This is a genomic window from Paenibacillus alkaliterrae (assembly GCF_021532375.1).
Lineage (GTDB): Bacteria > Bacillota > Bacilli > Paenibacillales > Paenibacillaceae > Pristimantibacillus > Pristimantibacillus alkaliterrae.
Window position 1 is genome coordinate 77,064 of sequence record NZ_JAKGAP010000006.1, and the last position, 24,912, is coordinate 101,975.

Genomic DNA, 24,912 nt, shown 5'->3' on the forward strand with positions numbered 1-24,912 from the left:
TTGTCATTACTTAATCCTCCTTTTGAATGGTATTTAATATCATCTCTACAAGCTGATGGGCAGTAAAGCCCTTTGTAGATCGCGTAATTTGATAAAAAGGCAATACAGTTGCGAGCGCGGCGGAACTTGCAAAATGCCATTCGGACAAATTCATTTTTGGGATTAAATATTGACGGTACGTATGCATAAACAGTTTATGCAGACGCTCTAATCTCAAGACGGGTTGAATCGTAATACATTCCGCATCGGTTTTTACAAGCTCGAATACTCCTGCAAGCGGCAATGGGCTTGAACAATATTTATGTGCGACGGGTATGCAAAACTTGTTTTCTCTTCCATATATCGAACGAAATGGACTGTTGCTCACACCAAAAGCATCCAAGCTTTGCTGCCATAGCTTTTGCTGTGGATATGAAGGTGTGACCAGCGCTGTTTTGTTCTCCTGCGTTAATGACACTGCGATTACATCATCGCTTAGCAACTGATAACCTTTTTCCATAAATGCTGAAGCAAGCGTTGATTTTCCCGCACCGGAATTACCTACAAAAGCGTATGCTTTCCCATTGACAGCCACTGCGCTTCCATGCAGCGGATAGCAGCCTCTCTGCAGCAACAAAGCTCCGAAACAAGATCCAAGAAGATACAAACGAATGAGATCCTCGTCCGCGCCCGCAAAAGGCGATATGACAATCTCTTTTCCCTTTTGTATTCGGAAGACCCCTACATCAGGAATTTGCACAGTCAGCCTAAAATCATCCGCTACAAATTCAAACGGCTTAGCATGAAAGCCGCTTTTCAGGAAGGTGTCCATTTTGACTACAATATCGACATGCTCAACATCCTCGTTTACACGCGGAAGCTCAGGAAACGGAATGTCACTGATTATCGTTAATCCAAATGCCTTGTATACGACTTTCGTCTCTGTTTTCAATAATATACTCACTCCATTTATTGCTTGAATAAGTTAGAAGCCCTTATACATGGTATGTGTAAGGGCTTCTTGCTTCAAACGAAGAGATTATACCCTAGCTGACATGATGCTCAACAAAATCACCATTTGGATACGTTGCAGTAGTATCACCATTATAGGCTTCGTCATGGTCTGGTCTTGTGTAGGTAGCAGCCTCCGTCATATGTACATGAAGAAACTCAAGCTGCGGCTTACTCCATAATTTTTTCGTTTTCATAGAATATCACCTCCCTTCATGCATTGTTTTTAATAAAGCGGTAGACGATCAGACTGTTCATTAAAACTTTAAGATGAACTTCGTACGCATGCTCGGGACGAACTCCATCCTTAAGCTTGGAATTAGCCTCCCTTAGTACATTACCGTCTACAATCTCCAGAAATGAGTTATCCTTACACATCTTTTCTATCTCATCGGTAAAGAGTTGCCACTTAGGAAGCATTCGATGCACCCAATCCACACCTTGCACTCCTCTAATGCGTTGATTTAATCTGACATTATCAGGAAGAAGATTCTCAGTTGCCCTCCTTATCAGGGCACGGTCAAGGCCATTTTGTACATACTGTTCCTCCGGCAAAGATAGACAATAACGAATGACCCTAATATCGTTGGTCGGGTCTCGCTTCCATAGGGAGTATCGCAAAGATAACTTCGCAGACAGTGTATTACTAGCGTTCCATTGGAATAATTGCTCAAAATGCTGTTTTCTAAGCTCATAAGGATCTTGAGTTGTTGACCTGCCAATCTCATCTATTCCAAACATGCGAAGCTTAGCATAAACATTCGTTTTTCGAGCGAACTTTGGATGAATGATGGTCGGCTCATGGTACGGTTTGCCCAAAGGACGCAACCGGTTAATAAAGGGAAATGCTTCTCTGCCTACATAAGACATCAACTGCTTGCGACCGGAACCGATATTAAGACTGTATTGGCGCAGCTCGGTCAGCATGCGAATCCACTTTAATCTTTTTAAGAGCCGTGCATAATAAGGAATTGCCCCTCCCCAGGATATAGATAAATTCCCTCTGCCTCCGTTTAACAAGATGCCTGCATCTTGGCTATGCGCTTGCTCAAACATTCCTCTCAACCAAAACGAATTCACATAAAACTTATATGGCATTTCTGTAATCCCCAGCATCCCGTCAATTTCAGAATAGGAATCCCTTCCCTGAAAATCCAGGTAGTGATCCTTAATTCCACCCACGTATCGCACCGTGGATTCTATAAAAGGTCTCTCGTTAGCGATCATATATTTTGGAGTATAATCAATAAAATCACTTGCCGGTACATAACTAAAGGTGTGAAGCTGCTTATTATCCTTGCGAAGCTCTCGTGCAGCAAAACTCACAATCGATCCCGAATCCAAGCCTCCGCTCAGTTGCGACCCAACATTGCGAAACGTTCTTAGCCTTGAGGAAACAGCTTCCTGAAACACCTCTTGGAACGCCTCCACGTATTGATCATCCGATTTATAACGAAGGCTTTCACCTATCGTCAGCAAACAGTATCTCTTTAAAGTCAATTTCTCTCCTGTTATGGTAATACTATGAGAGGGCGGCAATTGTTCAACATGGTGATAGGCTGTCAGTGAAGTATCCGCAACATCCACCATACCAGCGATAACCAAAAATTCAGCAAGCCATTGTTCATTCATTTGCTTCTTAATGCCAGGCAAAAAAAATAATGGTTCGATTGTCGTACAAAAAGCGAAACGATTCTGATTCCAATGATAGTAAAGTGTACGGCTGCCGGAAAAGTCCCGGGCGCCAAACAACCGACACTCTCGCTCATCCCAAATCATAAAGGCAAAGTCGCCGATTAGAAATCCAGGTGATTCCTCGCCCCACTTATCATATGCCAGCATGATTAACTCACTGTCCGTCATTTGCTTTCTAAGGTCCTTATGCACCTTCAGTAAATCAAACAACTCAGCGCGGTTATCGATGATGGCATCAGCGGTAATCACCAATCCTTTTTCGGAATCATAATATGGATTTTGTTCGTCAATCGACTCAGGCGTTATCCACTGGTTATGACAGCCAAGGAATATATTATTCACATGCCACGCTTGAGCTGTATCGCAGGGATATCGGGTTAAAGCATCCATCAGGCTGCTTCCTTGCTCAAATATGTGAAATGCGTTATCCGTTTGAAATACACCTGCGATGGCGCTCATATGTTCCTCCTGTGGGTAATTGACTTTGTAATCTAAATGAGTGTGGTTCTTAATAAAGAACATAATTGCATATTACACCTGTTAAACACCGTTGTCAATCATTAAAACAGCTTTTTTTTCGTAAAAATCACATTTTTCATTCACTATAAAGAACGTTATTATACACCCTTATTTACTAATAGATTTACGAATGATATAGTAAGTTTCATTCCATTGATTTATGTAATTAGTATCCAATAACTTACAGTAGCGGAAACATCAAAGCTTTTACAATTGAGAATATTTCGTTATAATAGAAGATAGTCTACGATGATGTGAGGACGGAGGAGTTTGCTATGATCGGAGAACGTATTAAGATGCTGCGCAAGAGAAATGGCCTATCACTGACCGAGCTCTCACAAAGAGCCGGCGTCGCTAAATCTTATTTAAGCTCCATTGAACGAGGGCTCCAGCAAAATCCTTCGATTCAGTTTCTCGAAAAGGTAGGCGCTGTTTTGAATGTTACAGTTGAACAATTTTTGAATAGCGACCAGATTGAGCAAAAGGCAGATCATCTTGACCATGAATGGGCCGATTTGGTTAGAGAAGCTATGGCCTCTGGTGTCAGCAAAGATCAGTTCAAAGAATTTTTGGAATTCAACAAGTGGAAGATCAAGCGCGAATAGCGCTTTTTTTGTTATTAAACAGCCGTTTCTTTCGTATCATCCTTGCCGCTTTCCTGAAGGCACAGAAGAACTTTACGCACATCTTCTTTCGTAAATCCCATTGATCGCGCGTCTTTTATTAAGGCTACCCATTCCTTATCCAAGTCCTGATTATCCTCTGATTTTACAAGCACCATAATTCTATGTCCCCCATTCGATTTGGGACGGTTGCACCACTGACTCCCTGCGTTTAAGGTGCCCAGATACTAAACGCATTTCAACGTCTCCCTTTTTCTTCTTTATTTGGTTTCTATTGTATTATAATTCAGCTCTTTTGCGCATGTTGTCGGTTCATGTCTCACAAAAATGTTAGTTTGTTGCAATTTTTGTCGAAATCGAAATCTTGCTAGTTCGTTGCAAATAGCTCTTCCTGCTCATAGCCATTCGGATTCGAATACTGCCAGCGCCACGCGTCCTTGCACATTTCTTCAATACCGCGAAGAGCAGCCCAGCCTAACTCTTCATTTGCCTTGGACGTATCCGCGAAGCAAACAGCGATGTCGCCAGGTCTCCGATCTACAATCGAATACGGAATGCTGCGGCCTGATACCCTCTCGAATACAGCGATCATCTCAAGCACGCTATAGCCGCGGCCCGTTCCCAGGTTATAGACATCTACGCCGGTCTTGCCCAGTATCCTCTCTAACGCCCGCATGTGCCCCTTTGCCAGATCAACTACATGTATATAATCCCGAACTCCAGTTCCATCTGCTGTGGGATAATCGTCACCAAATACGTTTACTTGCTCCAGCTTCTGGACGGCTACTTGCGAAATAAACGGAAGCAAATTATTCGGAATGCCATTCGGATTTTCACCGATCTTTCCACTCTCATGCGCTCCAATAGGATTAAAATAACGCAAAATCGAAATTCCCCACTGCTCGTTAGACTTCGCCAGATCCAGCAATATTTGCTCAAGCATCAGCTTTGTCTGTCCGTATGGATTCGTTGCTTCAAGGGGGAAGTTTTCGGAGATCGGCACCTGCTCCTGCAGCCCATAGACCGTAGCCGACGAGCTAAATACCAGCTTATGTACGCCGTGCTTCTGCATAACCTCACAGAGGACCAGGGTGCTCATTATGTTCGTATGGTAATACGTCAGCGGCAAGCGAACGGACTCTCCGACTGCCTTAAGACCGGCAAAATGCATAATCGCATCAATGGAATGTCTGGAGAATACGTCGTCGAGTCCGTTTCGGTCCAACAGGTCCATTTTGTAAAAGGTAAAGTTTTTATTCGTAATCTCAGCTATCCGGTTCAATGCCATTGGACTGCTGTTTGATAAATTGTCGACAATAACAATCTCATAGCCCGCCTCAAGAAGCTCTACGCATGTATGACTCCCGATATACCCTGCACCGCCAGTAATTAGAATGGCCATTACACTTACCCCTCTCCATAGTTAAAGAATATTACTTGTTTCCACTAACATCCATATCTCTATCCCGTTTAAAGGCTTTGTTCAAGATCAAATTGACTTTTGGCACCTTATTAAACAAACTATGCATGATTCCAAACAAATATTTGAATTCCTCCGTACGATGAAATACGCCAATGTAGATCGCATTGACGAGAATGAAGCAAGCAACACCCTTCAAAGCTAACCACATGATCGTGGTTGAAGGCACCATTTCAATAACACTGCTGACAATTATACATGCGACTATTCCGATTAACGTATAACGCGCGTAACTAAAGAAATAATAGCGAATTGGCTGATGAAATACTTTTCTGTAGACCAGTAATGGCGTATACCAGAATGGAACCATGATCGCGCTTACCAAGGAGCCTATGAATATACCGGCTATACCCAGATAATGCACAAGAATGAGAGACACGGTAAGATTAACGGAAGCCTGAAATAACGGAGTAAAACGATCCTCGTGAAATATTCCTGCCGTTGTTTTCACCGCACTTAACGAGTTGCGCATTCCTCTTTCGAAAAAAGCAATGACGAGCAGAAGCAAAACGACATTGGGCATTGTAAATTCCGGACCGATCCACATGACGATTAATGGCTCAACCATTACATATAGACCAATGGACAAACAAGAATATAACCAAAAGTTGAGAAGATACGTTACTTTGAATATGCGATAGATCGCACCGGCACTCTCCTTTGCAACCAAATTGCCCAAGCTATGATACATATTTGCAAATATTTGATTAAGAAAGGTTCTGCAAATATCGATTAGCATTTTGTAATTGGAATATAGACCAACGGCCGCGATACTGACGAATGTAGAGATCATAATGCTGTCCACTCCAAATATAAAGTAATTACCTACATTTTGGAGGATAATGGCTTTCATGTTTTTTATAAAATTAGCTTTCGTTTCCGGATCAAGCATTGTCTGTATTTTCTTCCTCAAGATTGGATACATCTTATCGACTATGATGGCTAATATAATTGATGTAACAATGGAGATGCTGCTTTCAATAACAAGGTACAAAATGTAATTTTCTGTATAAAACAAAATGGCAATTTTCATACAGGTGGATAGGATAGCTGACACTGAGAAAACGGCTGTTACGATGTAGTTTTTTTGATTTACATTTAAAAAGGAATGCTTATATACAAATAAATAAGGAGCTGCCGTATTGATAAGGAATAATAAATAAATGAGATTAAGGTTTTCTACGCTTGTATCCTTGATAATTAGATCAAGAAATGGCATTAGTCCCAGCCCAAGCAGCAATACGACTCCCGCTATAACAAGGTATACTCTTTTGTATAGCTGCATCAATGCCAATATTTGGGGCTGATTGTTATCAGCCACCGGTTTATACAGATTATAAATGATGCTGGAGCCTATCCCTGCTTCTGCCAATGTAAGCATAGCGAGAATGCTCGTAAATAATCCGTTTATGCCTAAATATTCGATTCCTAAACTGTTAATAAACACAGTGCGTGAGACTAAGCTAAGAATCGTTATTATGATTTGATTACCCAAGCCGGCCGAAATATTTAATAAAGAGCTTTTCACTCTCATATAAATCCCCTATCTCATTCATGCGACCTTTTTTCTAGCAGCAGCGTTAACCATTCGAATACAAAATCCCTGTGTGAAAGGCAAGATATTAAACAGCATGGAATAAACACCTATATCCTTTGTGTCCCCTTGCGAAAAATCAACTGCTCCATTTCTTCTTGTCACCTTCATCAGATAGCGAACAGCCCGCTCTGCTCCTTCTGTACATTTCTCTGCGATTTCCTCAATTTGAGAAGCCTGCAGTAAAAAATATCCTAATGTCGCAGTGGTAGAAGAATCTGGTCTTGATTCACTTCTCGTGACGGTCCAATTCCAGTTTCCATCCACCCTTTGAAAGGTTAAAATCGCCCCGGCAAACCTCTTAATAAATTCCTCAAGTACGGGTTTGGAGTTATGCTCTGTCGGAAGCTCCATCCAGGAATCGATAAGTCCCAGAGCAAACCATCCTGATCCTCTGCCCCAGCCATATAAACCAAGCGGCAATCTACTCTTAATATGATACGCATGGCTAGGTATATAATGGTTCTCCAACATGCCGAACTGAACATATTGTTGCACTTGTTTTACAGCTAACTGTACACATGCTTCCTTGTTGTACCTTATCCCATATGCAACTAAAAAAGGACATATAAAACCGATCGTGTCTACATAACGGTAATTTTCCATAGACTTTCGGTACAGTACAGTGCCATCCTCGCCAATATGTTCTTTTATCAATTCCCATGTGTAGTCAAAAGCTAATTTATAACGATCGATATTTATGAAGCTTAATTTCATTACCGCGTAACTTAATATAACGGCATCGATATGTTCCGGCTTCTGTTTCCACTGTCCTTCACGATCGAATTTAGTATTTAAATACGCAGCGATTTCATGTTCCAGTTCCGGATTTTTGTTCTTCTCTGCATATTCCGCCAATCCTAGAAGCAATGCTGCTTCTTGCCAATTTTGAATGGCGTTTTTGGTATAGTTTCCTTTTAACATATCGATGACAACCAGCCGAGTGTTATCCGTTACTTTAATTTTCGGGGTATGATTCAACCATCTCATTCCTGCTTTTGTTATCGATGAATTCCATTCGTTCGTATTCGAGAACCTGCCGATATGAATCCTTCCCAACCAATCTTTTATAAGAGGCAGGACATCTATGAACACAATAACCGCTGCGGTCATAAGCAGCAAAATACTAAGTAGTTGAAAAAAAATAATAACCACCCCTTTAGCTAGCCAATCCACTGGTATAATTTTATGATTTCATTCTCAGTACCAAGCTCTTCTTTTTTTAAATTATTCACGAAATGATTTCTCAAATTCTCATTATCAATTAGTCTTTTAATACCCTTGTATATCGAAACAGCATCCTGTTCCACTATTAAACCATTTTTTTCATTGGATAATTGCTCATAGATAGCTTTAAAATTGGTTGAAACAATAGGCTTTCTTAAGATTTTTGCCTCGGTAACGGTTAAACAGTGTCCCTCGAACAAGGAGGTCTGCACATAAAGATCACATGCCTTCATATACGGATATGGATTTTCTTGTTGTCCTGCAAGAATAACGGCATTTTGAAGATTTTTCTCTTTAATTAAAATCTCCAGGTTCCTTCTTTCCTGGCCTTCTCCAACAATAAACCACCGGATATCATACCCATCCTTAACCAGCCTTTCGCACGCTTCTATCGCCATCGAAAATCCTTTAATAGCGTTTAGCCTGCCTACTGATGTAATAGTAACGGTACTTCCGGAAATGGCAACTGGATCAAATGACATGCTGGTAACGACGGCAGGAGATACGATATTATGCATGAGCTTGATTTTATGCTCAAGCATTGGGAATCGTTCCTTCAGTATTTGGACGCACTCTTCGGAAACAGTAACGACATAATTTAGCTTTTGGAAAAAATCAGAATCCATATTTGGATCCATGCCGAGTTTGTCGTAATCGCTATGAATAAATCCGATTTTTGTGCGAGCTCTAACTTTTTCTATAACAAAATACACGGGAGACTTCTCGAGGTAACCAATCGCTGCATCGTACTCCTTGTTAAGCATTTGCAATGAATTCGACACATATTTCCATACCCTCTGTTCACATCGCGCATTGTTTTTTTCTGTTTTAAAGATATAGCCTGCACGAATTCTCGATAATGCCAGTTTGAACTTCCGCTTTTTCATACAATTCATAACAGCCGTTTTTATGGGCATATCAAAATAATGGATAAGGGGAGGCTCATTTAATAGGTTGACTTCCTTGGGCAGCTTATTGAAGAACATACCTTCATGCTTAAATAAATACAAATCAACCTCATGCTTGGCGTAATCTATGGTTTGCAACAGTGAAATAAGAGACTTCTCAGCACCGCCGCAGTTCAGATTATTCATCACGAATAAAAGTTTTTTCTTCATGGCTTATCCACCTATCCAAGAAGCTTATAAAGCTTTTCTATTTCTTCTTCTGTTCCTAATTGTAATCCGGATAAATGAGTTGACATACTACTCCTTAACCGCTTTTCCTTGATCAGCTTTTCAATACCAGAAGCGACAGCTTCCGAATTCATTTCGACTATGAGACCTTCAACTCCATTCTTTATTTGATCATTGGCCGTTGAGAAATTTGTAACAAGAATGGGTTTATTCAAAATTTTGGCCTCATCGATAGCGATGGATTTCCCCTCGAATTTAGATGTTTGCGCATAGATATCTGCTTGTTTGATGTACGGATATGGATTGGGTTTTAATCCAAGCAGCTTAAAATGATTTTCTACCCCATACTCCATAATTAATTTCGTTAAGTTCTCTCTCTCTTCCCCTTCGCCAATAACATTCCACTGAAAGTTACAGCCCTGGTCGACTAGCTTCTTACAAGCTTTAATAGCCAAATCAAAGCCCTTTTCATCATTTAACCTTCCGACAGAAAGGACAACGATTTCGTCGCCTTTTCTATTGAAAACATCCACATGACCTTCATCTGCCAACTGGTTGATAACCGTCGGAGAAACGATATTTTGAATGACATTCACCTTTTCATCCTGATCAGGAAAGCGACGTTTTAAAATATTTGCGCATTCCTCTGAAACGGTAACGATGTGATCCAGTTTTTTGAAATAGTTAATATCAAAACAAGGGTCCATACCTAACTTGTCATAGTCCGTGTGAACCCATCCTATTTTTTTCGAAGCTTCCACCTTCTCGACACAATAGTAGATCGATGTTTTCTCCAAATACCCGATAGCTGCATCGTATTGTTTCATGACGTTTTTCATGGAACTGGAAAGGTATTTCCAGCTTAACTGCTCTCTTAGTGCTACATTTTTTATTGTCCTGTTTTTTAAGCTGAACATGATTCTGTTATAAGCAAGTGATGCTCTTCCCGCCAATAAGAACTGTGTGACCGAATGCTTCAGAGGCAGTGCGAACCGATTGTAGCTGTCCGGCAAGGGCAGTACGCATACCTCCTCAGGCACTAAGTCCATAAATAAACCCTCATGGCTAAACAAAAACAAATCTACGTTATATTGGCTGTAGTCAATTTGGGAGAGTAGATTCACCAAGCTGCGTTCTCCCCCTCCGGCTGACAAACTGGGAATAACGAACAATAGATTTTTTTTCATGCTCACCTCAGCAAAGCTCTCTTAAATATTCCACTGCTTTATACGACATCTTTTTAATTTGGGGAATTGACTTCTTCAGCCGTTTCCTTATTGCTTCTTCTTCTCGAATCATCTCGTTAAAACAGCCGATTAATTTGCTGCTGTTAGAAATATCCTCAATTCCTAACACCAGTTTCTCTTCATCAAAAATATCTTTAGCGATTCCCTTCGACTTCACGCTGTATCCTAATACCATAGTCGGCACGTAATTGGAATATGCCGCTATCGTCGCGTGAGTTCTCGCACCTATGAAAAACCTCATTCTTGCTATGTATCCCTTGTATTGAACAGCTGTTAGATGATCCGGCAACAGAATGATACGTCCTGTATTCTTGAATTCCTCATGGAAATTTTTCAGTGCTTCATAATCGTTATTGCCATGGTCTACAACATGGGGAGTAAGTGCAATGGTCATGTCTGAGTTCGTTAGAATATGTTTAATAAGCTCTGTCACTGCTTCTTTGGAATTTTTATTTCTCTTCCATACAAGCGGGCTGAAATTAATACCGATCGTGTTTCCTTCTTGCCACCCCTCTGGCAAAACTAACTCTTCTTGCTCCATCGTGAATGCCGGATCCGCGCAAAGTCTAACATTATGTAATCCTTTATTTTTGAGCATGTTGTACGTTAAGGTTTCACGCGCAAGTATTAAGTCAAACAATTGTAAATCACGCAGCTTTCTTTCGGACATATCTTCTTCTCCTATTGAACAGCCCCATAAAACCAATTTTTTTCCCTGAGCTTTTATTCTTCTATCAATTTCGTACCAATTAGGCTGTTCCCCGTAGCAATAGTTATCTCCCCCTATGGATAAGCAAACGTCCATATCCTTGATACGGTTAATAATTTTCTGTTCAATGATTCCCAAAGCGTAGGTTTCATTCTTTAGCAGCTTATACTGAAGTGAAGATATGAACCAATTAAAAGAATACTTTCTTAGATCAGATTTTGATCCATCATAAACCTCGTCCAACGATGGAATGACCTTATCCGTATGAGGTTTATCCGAAGCCAAGTATACCTTAGCTCCATTAATCTCTTCTTTTATAAGCTTAGTCGATGATCTTACGATTGCCTCGCAGCCTCTATTTAAGCTCCCGCCATGTGCAAACATCATAATTCTCATGTCTTAACCTCCAATAGATTGTTTATTTCTAGTTCTGCTGTATGCAGTGAGCCAATATAATGCCATTGCAGATTTGGATTTCATCATAAGAAGAATCAGCCATTCATACCTGCCAAGCTCACCGTTAATTTGCTCCTTATACCGTGGTATAGCTTCATGGATAGCTTTATGCTCAAGCATTTTTTTCACATAGCGATATTTCTGCCGAAAACTAAGCCCGGTTGCCGGCATATAATAAAGATGAATATACGATATGACTGACTTAATAAGCCTAAATGACTTAAGCGAAAGTACCTTCTCCTCATCCAGCTGAGACAAGAATGCTGGTGGCAGCTTCATTTGATATACATCCAGAGCTCCAGCGAAATAGTCTTTCTTCGCAATGTTACGAGAAGCGCTGCCCGGAGCCTCTCTATAATGATAGCCCGTAAAGTCGATATATTTTACATGTACGCTGCAGCTTATAGCTTTAATATTAAATAACCCATCTTCCCCCAAAGCTATTTCATCTGGAAACTGCACCTTATGCCCTCGAATAAGCGCAGCTTTATACAATTTGTTCCATACCGAATTCAATTGATCCCCTTTTACATATATAGGAAAAATCTCTTTACTGATATAATATTTATCCAATACTTCGCCTGCTGGGAAGGGGCATTGGTTTACAAACCTCCGCCCATCCTGCTCGCTTTCGAAATTAGAGAACACGATATCACACTGTTCAGCAGCCGCGGCGTCATACAGCGTTTCGAACATGCTTGGCTCGACCCAATCATCGGCATCTACGAAACCGACATATTCGCCGACAGCCGCCGCAATGCCGTTGTTCCGCGCTGCGCTTACTCCTTGGTTAGGCTGATTAATGAGCTTAATTCGGGCATCCTTATTCTGATAACCTTCAATGATTAAACGGCTTCTATCGCTGCAGCCATCATTAACGAATATAAACTCGCAATGTTGAAGCGTCTGAGCAAGTAAGGAATCGATGCATTCCGAAATATACTTTTCCGCATTATACACGGGAATAATTACACTTACCTTCATATTCATGTAACGAGCCCCCTCTCTCTTTCATGAATCAATCTATACAACTTATCCAGCTCTTCGCGATTACTATATTCAAAACTTGCGCAATTACTTGCCATACGTTCTCTGAGCTCATTGTCCAAATATAGCTTTTCAATGCCATCAGCTATACCCTCTATGGACAAATCTGTGATATACCCGTCGACTTCATTATGAACTTGACTTTGCGCAGTCGAATAGTTGGTTATGACAATTGGTTTGCCCAGAACCTTAGCTTCCGTTACGGTTACGGCCTTCCCTTCATATCTGGATGGTTGCACATACATATCGCAAGCCTGAATATAGGGATATGGATTCGTTTGTTTGCCTAGGAGAATAAATCGATCTTCAATCTTATATTCGGCAATCAAGTCCTGAATCATAGCCTCATCCCCGCCATAACCTACGACGTACCAAACGATGTCGTTATACCCTTTATCCATGAGAAGTTTAAACGCCTTTACTGCATTGTCGATTCCTTTGGCGTGAGAAAGCCTTCCAACCGTCAGCAGCTTAAATCTTGTGTCTGAACTCATTGGATTATTTGGTAATGGCTCGGATGCCATACTTTTAATAAATTCGGGTGACATAATATTTTCGATGACGATGACTTTATGGCTTAAAGATTCATACTTCTTAAGAAAAGAGTTTCTGCATGCATCTGAAACGGCTATAATGTAATCGAATTTATCCCACATAACGAGATCCATGCTTCGAATCGTTTCTATGGTTGAATAATCCGTATGAATCCATGCTGCCTTCTTCTCAGCTTTTACCTTTTCGGCAACAAAGTAATGCGGCCACAAATAACTAATTGCCATATCATATTCCTGCGGCAATTTTGGAAGAAACGGTAAGGCATATTTCCACATTAATTGCTGCTGGATATAACCTGATTCGGCAATGCCCAAGAACCTGCAAATAATCGAAGCGTGCAGCTTAGAAAGGAGACGCATGATTCCTAACTGGAGCTGATTGGATCTCATTAGCTCCCCTATTCCCTTACGCAAAGTTGCATACTGAGGAATTTCTCCCATCAGCCTGGCTTTATCATTGAGCAGTTCCATAAAATCCCCTTTATGCCGATACAGCATAAGGCTGACATCAAAATGCGCATAATCAAATTCATCCAGCATGCCGGCAAGACTTCTTTCGACGCCGCCAACCTCCATGTCATAGGAAGCAATCAATATGTTTCTCATCGTTATCTCCTAATAATTGAAATCATTCTATTTATGATAAAGCCTGCTTTCTTGTTTTCCTCCAAGCCCATAAAAAAGGGCGAAGCGGGAAATAAAGAAAATGTAACGGCTTAGGTAATGGCAATGTGTCCGCATCCTCCGGATAAGGATAAAGAAAGCTGGCAATGAAAGTCATTTTTTGCCGGGGTGTAAGGAGGGAGAATAAGTAACGCTTATGATAGCGCCCCACCTCTTCAGGTATCGGATCCGTGTGCAGGTTCACCATACGATGAACGTAGAACATCGCGTCCTCAGCGAGCCAATCCGCCTTTCTTCCAATCAGAAGCGGCTTCATGTCCTCACGCAGAGGGACTGACAGTAAGCGGGCAGCAAGGTGAAGCGACTGTCCTCCGATATGCAAATAACTGTGCTTTTTTAATAACTTCACTAGCCCCGGCCAATCCAGCTTCTGATTAACAAGCTGTTTAATATCAAGCAGCCAACGAAGTCTGGACCAGCCATGGCGCGCACCGTGAGAGACGAGGAACAGAAATAAGTCTTCCCGGCCCAGATAATAGATGGACCTGCTGATTAAGGAGCTCTTCCGCTTCCTGCTCCATAGCTCATTAAAGCTCGGTTCCTTCGAGGGCGCCGGGTTCAGCCTCCAATGCAGCTCCACCTTAGTCCTCTTCACGGGATGGATGAAGGTCGTATGGTGATGTCTCCATTTCCAGTCATTCAGAACAGAGACAATATAATCATCCTTCTCGTAACCGAGATTCAGAAGAAGCGACTCGGCTTGTTCCAGCTCCTTCAGCGGAATAAGAAGATCCAAATCGCAGGAGGTTCGCAGTGATACATCCCCGTAGAGATCTGCCGCTATGACTGGTCCCTTCAAAAATAGGGTCCGAATCCCCTCATCGGAGAACGTTTTGGCCAGCTGCTCCATTTCCCCGCTTAATCCAAGCATTTGCAATGTATTGCGGTAATAATCCCGGTGGAACATGGTAGACACGAAGGTCGGGATATCCGCGGATTTCAACTCCTGAAGCTTCCGATTCAATGACGGAAACACACGATGATGTCTTGCCAGCTCTATAAACCGATCCCAATCGGCAGTCCGTAAGAGCTCCTGTAATTCGAAAGTGAGATCTTCGCCTTCATCGTTAGAAAGCAGTGCAAGCATAAGCTTCAGCTCATTTGACAAGTCTTCCATATGGAAAGCAACGTCATTATTCATGAATTTCTCCTTCATACCAATTAGCCAATAGCGAACAAAAAAATAATTATTTTGTTCTATAAAACGAACATGAATACAGATTATCACCTTACTTATCATCTGTCAATTACCATTCCAAAAAGTTCACTATTCCTTTAGAATAAATCGATCGATTCTGCTAGAATGAAAGAGATCATTGAATTGGAATAGCAAATATGGGGGAGAATGCAATGATTGATCCGATTATCGTATACGGTGCCGGCGGCCATGCAAAGGCTGTCATTGACACAATTGAAAAAGATGGCCGTTACCGTATCGCAGGTTTGCTTGACGGCTATAAGCCGGCAGGCACTTCTTTCTATGGCTATGAAATACTGGGAGACGAAGCTTGGCTGGCCGCGAATGCAGATCGCGTGAGCAGCGGTATCATCGCGATCGGAGATAATTGGAAGAGAGCGAACATTGCAGACGCTATTCGCACCATCAATCCCCAATTTCATTTCGTGACCGCCATTCATCCAACGGCGTCAGTTGCGAGGGGAGCTGCTATCGGTGCCGGTTCTGTGCTCATGGCCGGCGCTATCATTAACAGCGATACGATTATCGGCGAGCACAACGTGCTCTATACCCATGCTTCCGTGGATCATGACTGCAACGTAGGCCGATTCGTTACCTTTGCCCCAAAGGCAGCCACGGGCGGAAACGTTAGCATTGGCGACTATTCGGTCGTCTCGATGGGTGCTAACATCATTCATGGCCAAACGATTGGCGAGCATTCCGTAATCGGCGCAGGCTCGACCGTCTTAACCAGCATCGCTTCTCATGTCGTCGCATATGGAACACCTGCCAAGGTTATTAGAAACAGAGAGGCAGGAGAACGTTATCTATGACTTTCCATTAAGCGGTTTGAGCGCTTCTGCCGGCAAGCTTATCGAATGTGCTGTTCATGCAATCTATAACCCGAACCTGGTCCGCCGCCGTCATGCTTGAGCCTGACGGCAAACAAATGCCGCTCCTAAACAGCCGCTCGCAAAAAGGCTCTCCCTCCTCATGCGAATAAAATCGTGTGCCTTCGAATAAAGGCTGCATATGGAGCGGCTTCCAGAGCGGCCTTGCTTCAATATTTGCGTCTGCCAATGCTTCGAGCAATACCGGTATAGTTACACCTGTCTCCTGTTCATCAATCGTTAAAGCCGTCAGCCATCGATTGGATCTCGTACCGCTAAGCTCCGGCATGAAGCTGATTCCTCTACGACTAGCAAATGCTTGCTCATAATTATCGAATACGGCTCTTCTTGCAGCCACTCTTTCATCTAAAACCTCTAATTGTGCTCTGCCCACGCCGGCTAACACGTTACTCATCCGATAGTTGTAGCCCATGCTGCTATGCTGATAATGAGGTGCCAAATCCCTTGCTTGCGTTGCCAAGAAACGAGCCTTTGTCAATAACTCCGTATCATTGGATACTAGCATGCCCCCTCCCGATGTCGTAATAATTTTGTTTCCATTAAAAGAAAAAATACCGAATTTTCCGAATCCTCCGCTTTGCTTCCCTTTATAGGTGGAGCCTAATGATTCAGCGGCATCCTCGACTACCGGCACTTCATATTGCTGACAAACGGCATTAATTTCATCCATCTTAGCGACCTGTCCGTACAGGTGAACGGCGATGACAGCCTTCGGCAGCTTATCCTCGCGGGCAGCAGCCATTAAGGCTCTTCCCAGCGCCTCCGGCGACATATTCCACGTTTCGGGCTCGGAATCGATAAATACGGGCTCAGCCCCGCAATATCGGATCGGATTCGAGCTTGCTACGAATGTAAAGCTGGAGCAGAATACCGTATCTCCGCGGCCTGCGCCCAGCAATTGCAGCGCTAAGTGAATGGCGGCCGTGCCTGAGCTGACCGCCACCGCGTCGGCTGTGCCTGCATAATTCGCCAGCTCTTTTTCGAAAGCATCGATATGAGGTCCAAGCGGAGCTATCCAATTTGTCTGAAAGGCTTCGTCAATATAAAAGCGCTCCTTGCCGCTCATATGCGGCGGAGACAAATAGATTCGTTTCATTTCATTAGCTGGCATATCATTACACATCCTTATCAGAAAAATATAAAAAGCCAATTCTCTCGCATATCCATGCTTGAGAAATGGCTTTATCCTTCGCGGCTGCTTGTTGTTCCTAGAAATATAGGCATCGTAGCATGCCCGGCATTCGAAACTCCTTCTGAGCGTATCACCTTTTTTACGGTAAGCAGCAATATCTTCATATCCAGCCGGAAGCTTTGATTCTCCACGTACCAGACATCCCGCTCGAACCGTTCCTCCCACGAGGTTGCGTTTCTGCCGTTAATTTGCGCCCAGCCGGTTATTCCAGGCTTTACAAGATGGCGCCGCGCCTGTTCCTCCGTATAAAGCGGCAAATAATCCATAAGCAGCGGGCGGGGCCCGATTAAGCTGAGCTCGCCTTTGATGACGTTAATGAGCTGGAGCAGCTCATCCAGGCTATATTTCCGCATGAACGCTCCGAAGGCGGTCAGCCTAAGCTGATCCGTCAGCAATTGGCCGAGGCTGTCCTTCTCGTCAGTCATCGTACGGAATTTATAAACATAGAACGGAACGCCATGCAAGCCCGGACGCTTCTGCCTGAATACGATCGGTGAGCCAAGCTTAATCCTTACCATCATGGCTGTCAGCAATATAATCGGAGCCAGAATAATAAGCAGCGTGCTTGCCGTAACAAAATCGAATATTCGTTTCAACATAAATAATGGCTCCTTACTCTCGTATTCATTCCGTCTTAATGAGAAGAGGATAACAGCTTTCTCATTTGTGCGATCATTTTGGGACCGACAACGCGGCTTAATACTCTTTTCACATCGCCTCTTATACGGACATGTGCGGGGAGCCACGATTTGGCAAAGTGGTGGATCGTATGACTGTCACCGGTCTTATAATTGCCGCCGTTTATATAATCATAAGGGCTGAAATAATCTCTCGGATAGAAAGTCACTCCATTTTGAATCACCTGATAGCTGCCGTCCAACACTAATCCATGATTTTTACAAATGGCCGTGATGACCGCCGTATTCGTAGTCGTATCGTATGTACCGTCCTTGAGCAGAAAGCTTCTGTTGTCGTAATCCTCCAGCAATTCTTTAATCCAAGGATGATGTTTAGCGGCCCCCATCGTTCCCGACTGGAGAAACGTCTGATCCTCGAAGCCGGAAAAAGCCTCGTGGTTCAAAAATTTATCAAGCGGCTTAATGACCTCGACATCTGTATCCATATAAATGCCGCCATGATGATACAAGGCATGAAGCCGGACGTAGTCGCTGACGAACGCGTATTTTTTGGCCTCGTAAGCCTCTTTCACATAACGATTCACGGAAAGATCGGTATTATCCTCATTCCATTCGATAAATTGATAATCGCTTAAGTGCTTTTGCCAGCTTCGCATGCACTTGACCATCTTCTTCGGTTTTTCCCCGCGTCCAAACCAGCAATAATGGACAATGCGAGGTATTTTAGCTGCAACCTTCACTCAAATCCCCCCTCTATAGCGGCCATATTAAATAATCGCTTTTATATTCCAGTCCGAGAGCGATCACCGATTCGTAAAAATAAAATAAAAAATAGAAAATTAATAGCAATAGATAAATGAGCTTTTGATCCTTTTTACGGAAAACTTTAATTAACCAAGCGATTAAAATAAGATGATATAAATTAAAATAAATGGCCATTCTCGCAAAAATCCAATTCTGCGTCGAAATCAGCATAATCACAGCACCCACCAGTGACATGTTAACGAACACATCGGCATTGGGAAAAATCTGTTTAAGTCTTTCTCTGCCAAAATAAGCAATCAAAAGCGGCAATATCCCAATAATGGCTCGAATATAACTGGCTCCGCCCTCGGCAAAGGCTTCATAATGACCATACTGAGTGTCTTTGATCGCGGTAAATAACAACTCGGAAAATTCATTGAAGCCGAATACCATGAGGACTGCTAAAGATAGCAGTATAAAGGTCGTTTTCGTCCATGCTTCCCTGCGCACGATGAAGTAAATCGGAATCATGATTAACGCGCTCTGGTGAAACAAGGAAGCAAAGACGACGATGGCTATATACGGCTTCCACTTGCCCTCCAGCACGTACTTTGTAGCGGCGAATATAATGGCGGCAGCCATAAACTGTCTTATCCCGTTCATGGATACTGTAAAGGTTCCCATAGTGATATACAAGAAGACGCTTAGCTCGAACAGTCTCGTATACTTGTACAGTACCATGACGATTAATAAATTGGTCAAAACGCCAGTCGTCAAAATTAGAATTTGCGGTTCGTCCGACAGTTGCTTCAGCAGCATTTGCAAAATATTAAAGCCGATGTCATTGCTGTCAGCAATCGACTCCCAGCTAAAATCACCGATTGAATAGCTGTGCATATAGAAGAAGGTATCGCCGATATTAACTCGCAGACCGGAAACCGCCGCAAGCGTGAGCGCAGCTATAAAAGCCAAATACTTGTTTGGAATGATCGTTGAAGGGGCGATCCCTGCCGGTACTGAAAAGTATCTGGCCGCTAATGAAACTGAGAATACGAAAGCCAGCGTAATCCACAGTATCGTCATGTTATTCGCCCCCTTCTCTGAATTCTTATATGCTCGTTTGGTTATTGATTTTGCTTCAACACCGTTGCTCTATTCGTATTTTGAATGTAAACATAAAGCATCAATCCAAACGGAATCGCGAGAAGAGTTAGCCCTTTGCGCGGCGATTCCTTAAGAAAGTTTTTGTTTCGAATAATTGCACTGCTGGATACATAATGGATGGCCTCGCGAACTCTGCTTTTCCAGGACGGGGCATAGGCCATCGCGACTTTGCGGAAAAAGGAAAAGCCGTGAGGATTTTTTTTGTATTGCTTGATGATATTGAGACTTGATCCGTCCTGCCTATACTCAACGACGCATAACACCTCGTTCATAATGAGCAGCGGATAATCCTGATCGATCAGAATGTACTTGTAGGATAATGGACAATATTTTTCGCCGGGAAAAATAGGGTAAGGAGGATATTTGCTCGTTAATTCCGAACGGTAAACAAGCTTCTTATCTCCCTTCACTTGATGCAAAGCGTATAGATCGGTAAGCGTAGCATGCTCCAAATGCTCGGGAAGTCTGGAGCCGATTACCTCTCCGTTCTGGGTTACGTCCAATCCGACGATGCCCGCATACCGTTCACTTCCTGCTTTTTTCCAAAAAGCCGTTATTTTCTCGACAGCGTCATCGGCCATATAGTCATCCGAGTCGATGCAGACATTAAGCTCCGTATCGATCCGTTCATAGGCTGCATTATGCGCGCCATGCATTCCTTGGTTTTCCTGGAAATGATAGCGGATCGGTATGCCATTTTCCTCTATCCAGCCAGCCACAAGCTCCTTCGTATTGTCCGTTGAGCCGTCATCAATAATGAGCCACACAAAATCCTTGCAGCTTTGGCGCTTGAGGCTCTCGTAGCAAAGATGCAGCGTATAGGCGCGATTATAAGTAGGCGTAAACACAGTCAACATCGGCTTCACTATCATTCATCCCCCATTACCTTGAAACAGCCATGGAGACCTGGTCCATATAATAATCGGACAGCCATTTCGCCATTGTAGTCGTATCGTATCCATTGCTTCTTAACGAATCGGAGGTATCGGCGTGCTCTCGGGAGGTGGCAGCGATTTGCTCAGCCCAATACCCGGCTGACTCCTTTAAGCCAATAAACTGAAGCCTGCCCGTTACATCGCTTTCCGATGTGATCGTATCGGAAACGACGCATCTGAGGCCCGCGGCTTGCGCTTCAACCAGAACGACCGGCAAGCCTTCGAATAAAGAAGGAAACAGGAAAATATCCATACCCTGAAGCAGATCGGATATGTCGTTACGAACGCCAAGGAATTTGACGTGCCCGGACAAGCCCAGCCTTTCGATCTTTTTCTCGATCATCGGCCTCAAATGCCCCTCGCCTGCCAGAACCAGCATCGATTGCGGCTCTTTGTCATGAAGCGCCTTAAAAATATCGATTAAAAAGTCATGGTTTTTCTGTTCATTGAATCTTCCAATATGGCCGATAACGAAACGGTCTCCAGCTTGAAGCTCCGCCCTTATCTGATCTCTAATGCCAGGATTGAACGAAAACTGTTTGACATCCACGGCATTATTCAGCACGATTACTTTTCCGGAGTCGGATAATCGTTTGCCGAACAGCCATTTCCCCGCTTTCTTCGAGCAAGCAAAGTAGCTGCTTGGATTATCCTTCATCGCCAGCCTTGCGTACAGACGAAAGGGCAGCTTCACATCGATACCAAGATCGCTTAAATGACTGTGCGTTATTCGGCAAGGAACTCCGGCTTTCTTGGCCGCCTTAAGTACAAAGCTGCTATTCTCGTTAATATGGGCGTGCACAACCTGATAATGAGGATAATCCCTAAAGAACTGATCCAGCATTCTAAAATATGGAAAATAATTTCCGGGCCTGATTTGAGGCATGCGATAAATATTTCCGCCTAAAGCCGCAATCTCCTGATCATAATGACCTTCCTCATGCCGGTGAACGATGAAGTCAAACTGAATTTTGCTTCGATCCATTTGACGGTAGTAGTTCATCAGCATGGTTTCCAATCCGCCGCGATTCATGATCGTGACCACTTGCAAGATTCGAACCGGTTTCAACTTTAATCCTCCCCGTTTTGTTTATTCTCATCCAGTTAATGGCCGTTAGCATGAAGTAAATGGCGAGCGAAAATTTGTATTTCGCGCATAAAAAAAAGACCTTCCAAATCAAAGGGCAGTGACTTACTTCAAACTTCTTAAGAGACTGACTAATACGGCTGCTATGCAGCAGCCGGCTTAAAGCTTTCTGCTTCTTCCGAATAGAAGAAAGCGGTCCCTCACTCATGATATTAAGCCCCAGCCCTAATACATTCATACAAATCCGATTGTTTAACGCTGTTTTATACTCATCGTCCAGTTGCTTTTCCAAGAGGAAGGACTGCACGGAACCGTAGAGCTTATCGAATTTCTCCGCCAGCCTCGGATTGTAGGTGGAAGTGATTGATGCTGCATTTGCACGCCAATAATGATAGAGCGGGCGATTAAGAAACATAAAGGAATTGGCATAATAAAACGCATGCATGTTAAATAGAGTATCTTCATTGCTTCCTATTAGTCTTAGGTCCATAAATTTCAAATGATTGCCCTTCAACAATTCAGCACGATAAAGTTTAGACCAGACGGTTCCCCATGCATCCAAGTATTCAGGATTTGCAACCTCTTCCTTCAAAGGGCCGACAAGCCGCCTAAGCATATTCGTTCGAACCCCATCCGCACGATAGGTTTGTTTATGCGGCAATTGGAAAATTTTCTCCTTCGAATGCCCATCGAATTCACGAATATAGGTGCACATGACGATTTCGATGTCTTCTTGAACAGCCGCCCGGTACAGCTCCTCATACATGTCCGAATCGACCCAATCGTCCGGATCGACAAACCCGATGTAACGTCCTCTCGCCGCCATCACGCCATCATTTCTGGCAGCTGATACTCCTTCATTCGCTTTGTCTATGACGATTATCCGCGAGTCATGACGCGCGTAATCCTGAAGTAGCTGAAGACTTGAATCCGAAGATCCATCATTAACCGCTACAATCTCTATGTCCGTTAAAGTTTGCCCGAGCAGACTCTCAAAACATCTGTCTAAATAAGCTTCCATATTATATATAGGCACGACGATACTGACTTTGGGATTCATTCGGTTCCCCCAGCATAAACGACATATAAATTCCGCCAAGCTCTTGCTTAACCTGCGCCAATCCATATTTCTGCACGAATTGCAGACTTCTCATCCCCATACGCTTCCTGAGCTCAATGGATCCACTAAGCTGCTTCAACCGTTCGGCAAACAATGCCGTATCGCTTGGAGCAATAATAAAACCGTTCTCCCCGTCGGACACAAGCTCCGAATGCCCTCTGTTCTGTACGGCGACGATGGGAAGACCGCAGGCCATCGCCTCCATAATATTAACGGGCAGGCCCTCCCGCAAGCTTGAAGCAACCGCAACGTCGCACATCGGCAGAAGCTCGGCGATATCGGTGCGATAGCCGAGAAATTGAACCATTTCCGCTACGCCAAGCTGAGCGGCCAGCTCGCGGCACGGCTCGAGAAGCGGACCCTGACCGGCCAGCAGCAGTCTGGCATGGGGTACTTGCTCTTTAATCGCTGCGAGCGCATGAATGAGCAGCTGATGATTTTTATTTTTGTTGAATTCTGCTGCATAGAACATTAGGAAATCATCGGTACGAAAGTCCAGCTCCTGACGCAGCCGCCATTTTTCGATTTGGGGCAAAGGCTTGTATTTCAAAGTATTGACGCCTACGCCATGTACATGCTCAATCCTTTGCGCTTTAAAGCGTTTCGAAACGGCTAAGCTATAATCTTCCTCGTTGATTGTAATCAGGCAATCGGTTATTTGGGACAGCCTCTTCTCGATCGGATAATAGAGCGCCCAGTTCAGAAGGGAAGCCCCTCTGCAAAAGTGAAAGCCATGCGCCGTATAGATTACTTTCGTACCATGCCTTCTTGCCCCTTGTGCGGCCAAGCGTGCAATTACGCCTCCCATAGGCGTATGGCAATGAATGATGCTGTAATCCTGCTGCTTGATTAGAGCTTTCAGCTCACGATAAGCCTTCACATTGATTAAACGAAAGGGTGAGCGCTCTATGGGCAAATTAAATTTGTTATCAACGAACGGCAGATCAAGCTCGCCCTTCGCGGCGACATGAACTTCCCATCCCTGCTGCTTGAACCATTCCATGACCGGCAGATGAAACGCCTTGAAATGGTAATCAACGGTTGCAAAAAACAATATTTTGTTAACCATGTCCCCACCCTATCCCGTCGTTATTTGCGAACACCTTCCCGTTCTACCATTTGCGACAGGTAGTCTAACAGCTCGTAGCGCAAATCTTCCCGCTGCATAGCGAACTCAATGGTCGTTTGAATGAAGCCCATCTTCTCGCCCACATCATGACGCTTGCCCTCGAATTCATAGGCGTAGATCGCCTCCGACAGGTTTAGCGTTGCAATCGCATCCGTTAGCTGGATTTCGCCTCCGGCTCCTGGCTTCTGATTGCCCAAAACGTCGAAAATAGCCGAGCTCAAAATATAACGCCCCATGATCGCCATATTCGAAGGCGCATCCTCGCGAGCAGGCTTCTCCACGAGATGCTTCACCCGGTGGAAGGATTGTTCCAATAAGCTTCCATCGACAATCCCGTAACGAGACACTACATCATCCGCTACGCGCTGTACGCCGATGATCGAGGTGCGGTATTGCTCGTATTTTTCGATCATTTGCTTGATACACGGTTTCTCCGCCGAAATGATATCGTCACCCAGCAGCACGGCAAACGGCTCGTTTCCTATAAACTTGCGGGCGCACCAGATCGCATGACCCAAGCCCTTGGGCTCTTTTTGCCGTATATAGTGGATGTCGACCATGTCGGATGATTTGCGAACCTCGCTCAACAATTCGTATTTATGCTTGGCCGTTAATATTTGCTCAAGCTCCACGGAATTGTCGAAATGGTCCTCTATCGCCCGTTTATGCTTGCCGGTAACGATGATAATATCCTCAATCCCTGATTCGATCGCCTCCTCCACGATGTACTGTATGGTAGGCTTATCGACGATCGGAAGCATTTCCTTCGGCATCGCTTTCGTTGCTGGCAGAAATCTTGTGCCTAAGCCGGCAGCCGGGATTATCGCTTTTCTTACTTTCATAGATTCAACCGC

Annotated in this window: 24 protein-coding genes and 1 riboswitch; of the genes, 2 read left to right on the plus strand and 22 right to left on the minus strand. The window is 43.6% G+C overall.

The features are described from left to right. Positions 1-10: 10 nt before the first annotated feature. From L1N85_RS03030 to L1N85_RS03040, 3 genes are all read right to left on the minus strand, one after another. The gene (locus tag L1N85_RS03030; protein WP_235234701.1) at positions 11-931 is read right to left on the minus strand and encodes a phosphoenolpyruvate carboxykinase (ATP); all 921 of its coding nucleotides are present in this window, start codon (positions 929-931) and stop codon (positions 11-13) included. 94 nt (positions 932-1,025) lie between these two features. Next, the gene (locus L1N85_RS03035; RefSeq protein WP_235234702.1) at positions 1,026-1,187 is read right to left on the minus strand and encodes a hypothetical protein; all 162 of its coding nucleotides are present in this window, start codon (positions 1,185-1,187) and stop codon (positions 1,026-1,028) included. A 16-nt stretch (positions 1,188-1,203) separates the two neighbouring features. Continuing rightward, positions 1,204-3,144 carry a lasso peptide isopeptide bond-forming cyclase gene (locus tag L1N85_RS03040; RefSeq protein WP_235234703.1) on the minus strand — a complete coding sequence of 647 codons (1,941 nt, stop codon included), beginning with the start codon at positions 3,142-3,144 and terminating at the stop codon, positions 1,204-1,206. Positions 3,145-3,479: 335 nt separating this feature from the next. Between L1N85_RS03040 and L1N85_RS03045 the strand changes: the two genes are divergently transcribed. Beyond that, the gene (locus tag L1N85_RS03045) at positions 3,480-3,809 is read left to right on the plus strand and encodes a helix-turn-helix domain-containing protein (protein ID WP_235234704.1); all 330 of its coding nucleotides are present in this window, start codon (positions 3,480-3,482) and stop codon (positions 3,807-3,809) included. Positions 3,810-3,823: 14 nt separating this feature from the next. Here the strand turns inward: L1N85_RS03045 and L1N85_RS03050 are convergent, their stop codons facing one another. The 10 genes from L1N85_RS03050 to L1N85_RS03095 form a co-directional block, all read right to left on the minus strand. Further along, positions 3,824-3,985, minus strand: a complete 162-nt coding sequence (locus L1N85_RS03050; RefSeq protein WP_235234705.1) for an anti-repressor SinI family protein — start codon at positions 3,983-3,985, stop codon at positions 3,824-3,826. A gap of 17 nt (positions 3,986-4,002) precedes the next feature. Beyond that, positions 4,003-4,085, minus strand: a riboswitch (cyclic di-GMP riboswitch). Positions 4,086-4,194: 109 nt separating this feature from the next. Then, positions 4,195-5,229 carry a UDP-glucose 4-epimerase GalE gene (galE, locus tag L1N85_RS03055; RefSeq protein WP_235234706.1) on the minus strand — a complete coding sequence of 345 codons (1,035 nt, stop codon included), beginning with the start codon at positions 5,227-5,229 and terminating at the stop codon, positions 4,195-4,197. 31 nt (positions 5,230-5,260) lie between these two features. After that, complete coding sequence (locus L1N85_RS03060; protein WP_235234707.1) at positions 5,261-6,841, minus strand: lipopolysaccharide biosynthesis protein; 1,581 nt, start codon at positions 6,839-6,841, stop codon at positions 5,261-5,263. Positions 6,842-6,859: 18 nt separating this feature from the next. Next, a complete protein-coding gene (locus L1N85_RS03065) occupies positions 6,860-8,047 on the minus strand; it encodes a glycoside hydrolase family 88 protein (RefSeq protein WP_235234733.1) in 1,188 nt (395 codons plus the stop codon). 17 nt (positions 8,048-8,064) lie between these two features. Then, positions 8,065-9,246: a glycosyltransferase gene (locus tag L1N85_RS03070; RefSeq protein WP_235234708.1), complete on the minus strand. Its 1,182-nt coding sequence runs from the start codon at positions 9,244-9,246 to the stop codon at positions 8,065-8,067. An 11-nt stretch (positions 9,247-9,257) separates the two neighbouring features. Beyond that, complete coding sequence (locus L1N85_RS03075) at positions 9,258-10,451, minus strand: glycosyltransferase (protein ID WP_235234709.1); 1,194 nt, start codon at positions 10,449-10,451, stop codon at positions 9,258-9,260. Positions 10,452-10,458: 7 nt separating this feature from the next. After that, entirely contained in the window at positions 10,459-11,616 is a 1,158-nt protein-coding gene (locus L1N85_RS03080; protein WP_235234710.1) for a polysaccharide pyruvyl transferase family protein, read from the minus strand. Positions 11,617-11,619: 3 nt separating this feature from the next. Further along, positions 11,620-12,666 (minus strand): glycosyltransferase family 2 protein, encoded by a 1,047-nt coding sequence (locus L1N85_RS03085; RefSeq protein ID WP_235234711.1) that lies wholly within the window; start codon positions 12,664-12,666, stop codon positions 11,620-11,622. After that, positions 12,663-13,883 (minus strand): glycosyltransferase, encoded by a 1,221-nt coding sequence (locus tag L1N85_RS03090; protein WP_235234712.1) that lies wholly within the window; start codon positions 13,881-13,883, stop codon positions 12,663-12,665. Before L1N85_RS03090 ends, L1N85_RS03085 begins: the two co-directional genes overlap by 4 nt. Positions 13,884-13,914: 31 nt before the next feature. After that, entirely contained in the window at positions 13,915-15,102 is a 1,188-nt protein-coding gene (locus tag L1N85_RS03095; RefSeq protein WP_235234713.1) for a nucleotidyltransferase domain-containing protein, read from the minus strand. Positions 15,103-15,311: 209 nt separating this feature from the next. On the opposite strand from L1N85_RS03095, the gene L1N85_RS03100 reads away from it, so the two are divergent. Further along, a complete protein-coding gene (locus tag L1N85_RS03100; RefSeq protein WP_235234714.1) occupies positions 15,312-15,971 on the plus strand; it encodes an acetyltransferase in 660 nt (219 codons plus the stop codon). 7 nt (positions 15,972-15,978) lie between these two features. On the opposite strand, the gene L1N85_RS03105 is transcribed toward L1N85_RS03100, so the two are convergent. From L1N85_RS03105 to galU, 9 genes are all read right to left on the minus strand, one after another. Next, positions 15,979-17,160 carry a DegT/DnrJ/EryC1/StrS family aminotransferase gene (locus L1N85_RS03105; RefSeq protein WP_328285141.1) on the minus strand — a complete coding sequence of 394 codons (1,182 nt, stop codon included), beginning with the start codon at positions 17,158-17,160 and terminating at the stop codon, positions 15,979-15,981. Positions 17,161-17,231: 71 nt separating this feature from the next. Further along, positions 17,232-17,837, minus strand: a complete 606-nt coding sequence (locus L1N85_RS03110) for a sugar transferase (protein ID WP_328285143.1) — start codon at positions 17,835-17,837, stop codon at positions 17,232-17,234. A gap of 38 nt (positions 17,838-17,875) precedes the next feature. Further along, positions 17,876-18,619, minus strand: a complete 744-nt coding sequence (locus tag L1N85_RS03115) for a glycosyltransferase family 32 protein (RefSeq protein ID WP_235234716.1) — start codon at positions 18,617-18,619, stop codon at positions 17,876-17,878. Between the two features lie 13 nt (positions 18,620-18,632). Continuing rightward, entirely contained in the window at positions 18,633-19,706 is a 1,074-nt protein-coding gene (locus L1N85_RS03120) for an EpsG family protein (RefSeq protein WP_235234717.1), read from the minus strand. A gap of 41 nt (positions 19,707-19,747) precedes the next feature. Next, a complete protein-coding gene (locus L1N85_RS03125) occupies positions 19,748-20,653 on the minus strand; it encodes a glycosyltransferase family 2 protein (protein ID WP_235234718.1) in 906 nt (301 codons plus the stop codon). A 16-nt stretch (positions 20,654-20,669) separates the two neighbouring features. After that, entirely contained in the window at positions 20,670-21,791 is a 1,122-nt protein-coding gene (locus tag L1N85_RS03130) for a glycosyltransferase family 1 protein (protein ID WP_235234719.1), read from the minus strand. Next, entirely contained in the window at positions 21,682-22,869 is a 1,188-nt protein-coding gene (locus L1N85_RS03135) for a glycosyltransferase (protein WP_235234720.1), read from the minus strand. The genes L1N85_RS03130 and L1N85_RS03135 overlap by 110 nt, the downstream gene beginning before the upstream one ends. Next, positions 22,832-23,998: a glycosyltransferase family 4 protein gene (locus L1N85_RS03140; RefSeq protein WP_235234721.1), complete on the minus strand. Its 1,167-nt coding sequence runs from the start codon at positions 23,996-23,998 to the stop codon at positions 22,832-22,834. The genes L1N85_RS03135 and L1N85_RS03140 overlap by 38 nt, the downstream gene beginning before the upstream one ends. 20 nt (positions 23,999-24,018) lie before the next feature. After that, the gene (gene galU, locus L1N85_RS03145) at positions 24,019-24,900 is read right to left on the minus strand and encodes a UTP--glucose-1-phosphate uridylyltransferase GalU (protein WP_235234722.1); all 882 of its coding nucleotides are present in this window, start codon (positions 24,898-24,900) and stop codon (positions 24,019-24,021) included. Positions 24,901-24,912 lie beyond the last annotated feature (12 nt).

Coding starts and splice junctions, on each gene's coding strand:
- L1N85_RS03095 (WP_235234713.1), bottom strand. CDS start 15,102: ATGAATAATGACGTTGCTTTCCATATGGAAGACTTGTCAAATGAGCTG.
- L1N85_RS03085 (WP_235234711.1), bottom strand. CDS start 12,666: ATGAATATGAAGGTAAGTGTAATTATTCCCGTGTATAATGCGGAAAAG.
- L1N85_RS03040 (WP_235234703.1), bottom strand. CDS start 3,144: ATGAGCGCCATCGCAGGTGTATTTCAAACGGATAACGCATTTCACATA.
- galE (WP_235234706.1), bottom strand. CDS start 5,229: ATGGCCATTCTAATTACTGGCGGTGCAGGGTATATCGGGAGTCATACA.
- L1N85_RS03060 (WP_235234707.1), bottom strand. CDS start 6,841: ATGAGAGTGAAAAGCTCTTTATTAAATATTTCGGCCGGCTTGGGTAAT.
- L1N85_RS03050 (WP_235234705.1), bottom strand. CDS start 3,985: ATGGTGCTTGTAAAATCAGAGGATAATCAGGACTTGGATAAGGAATGG.
- L1N85_RS03075 (WP_235234709.1), bottom strand. CDS start 10,451: ATGAAAAAAAATCTATTGTTCGTTATTCCCAGTTTGTCAGCCGGAGGG.
- L1N85_RS03100 (WP_235234714.1), top strand. CDS start 15,312: ATGATTGATCCGATTATCGTATACGGTGCCGGCGGCCATGCAAAGGCT.
- L1N85_RS03080 (WP_235234710.1), bottom strand. CDS start 11,616: ATGAGAATTATGATGTTTGCACATGGCGGGAGCTTAAATAGAGGCTGC.
- L1N85_RS03105 (WP_328285141.1), bottom strand. CDS start 17,160: ATGCCAGCTAATGAAATGAAACGAATCTATTTGTCTCCGCCGCATATG.
- L1N85_RS03070 (WP_235234708.1), bottom strand. CDS start 9,246: ATGAAGAAAAAACTTTTATTCGTGATGAATAATCTGAACTGCGGCGGT.
- L1N85_RS03120 (WP_235234717.1), bottom strand. CDS start 19,706: ATGACGATACTGTGGATTACGCTGGCTTTCGTATTCTCAGTTTCATTA.
- galU (WP_235234722.1), bottom strand. CDS start 24,900: ATGAAAGTAAGAAAAGCGATAATCCCGGCTGCCGGCTTAGGCACAAGA.
- L1N85_RS03135 (WP_235234720.1), bottom strand. CDS start 22,869: ATGAATCCCAAAGTCAGTATCGTCGTGCCTATATATAATATGGAAGCT.
- L1N85_RS03140 (WP_235234721.1), bottom strand. CDS start 23,998: ATGGTTAACAAAATATTGTTTTTTGCAACCGTTGATTACCATTTCAAG.
- L1N85_RS03090 (WP_235234712.1), bottom strand. CDS start 13,883: ATGAGAAACATATTGATTGCTTCCTATGACATGGAGGTTGGCGGCGTC.
- L1N85_RS03035 (WP_235234702.1), bottom strand. CDS start 1,187: ATGAAAACGAAAAAATTATGGAGTAAGCCGCAGCTTGAGTTTCTTCAT.
- L1N85_RS03045 (WP_235234704.1), top strand. CDS start 3,480: ATGATCGGAGAACGTATTAAGATGCTGCGCAAGAGAAATGGCCTATCA.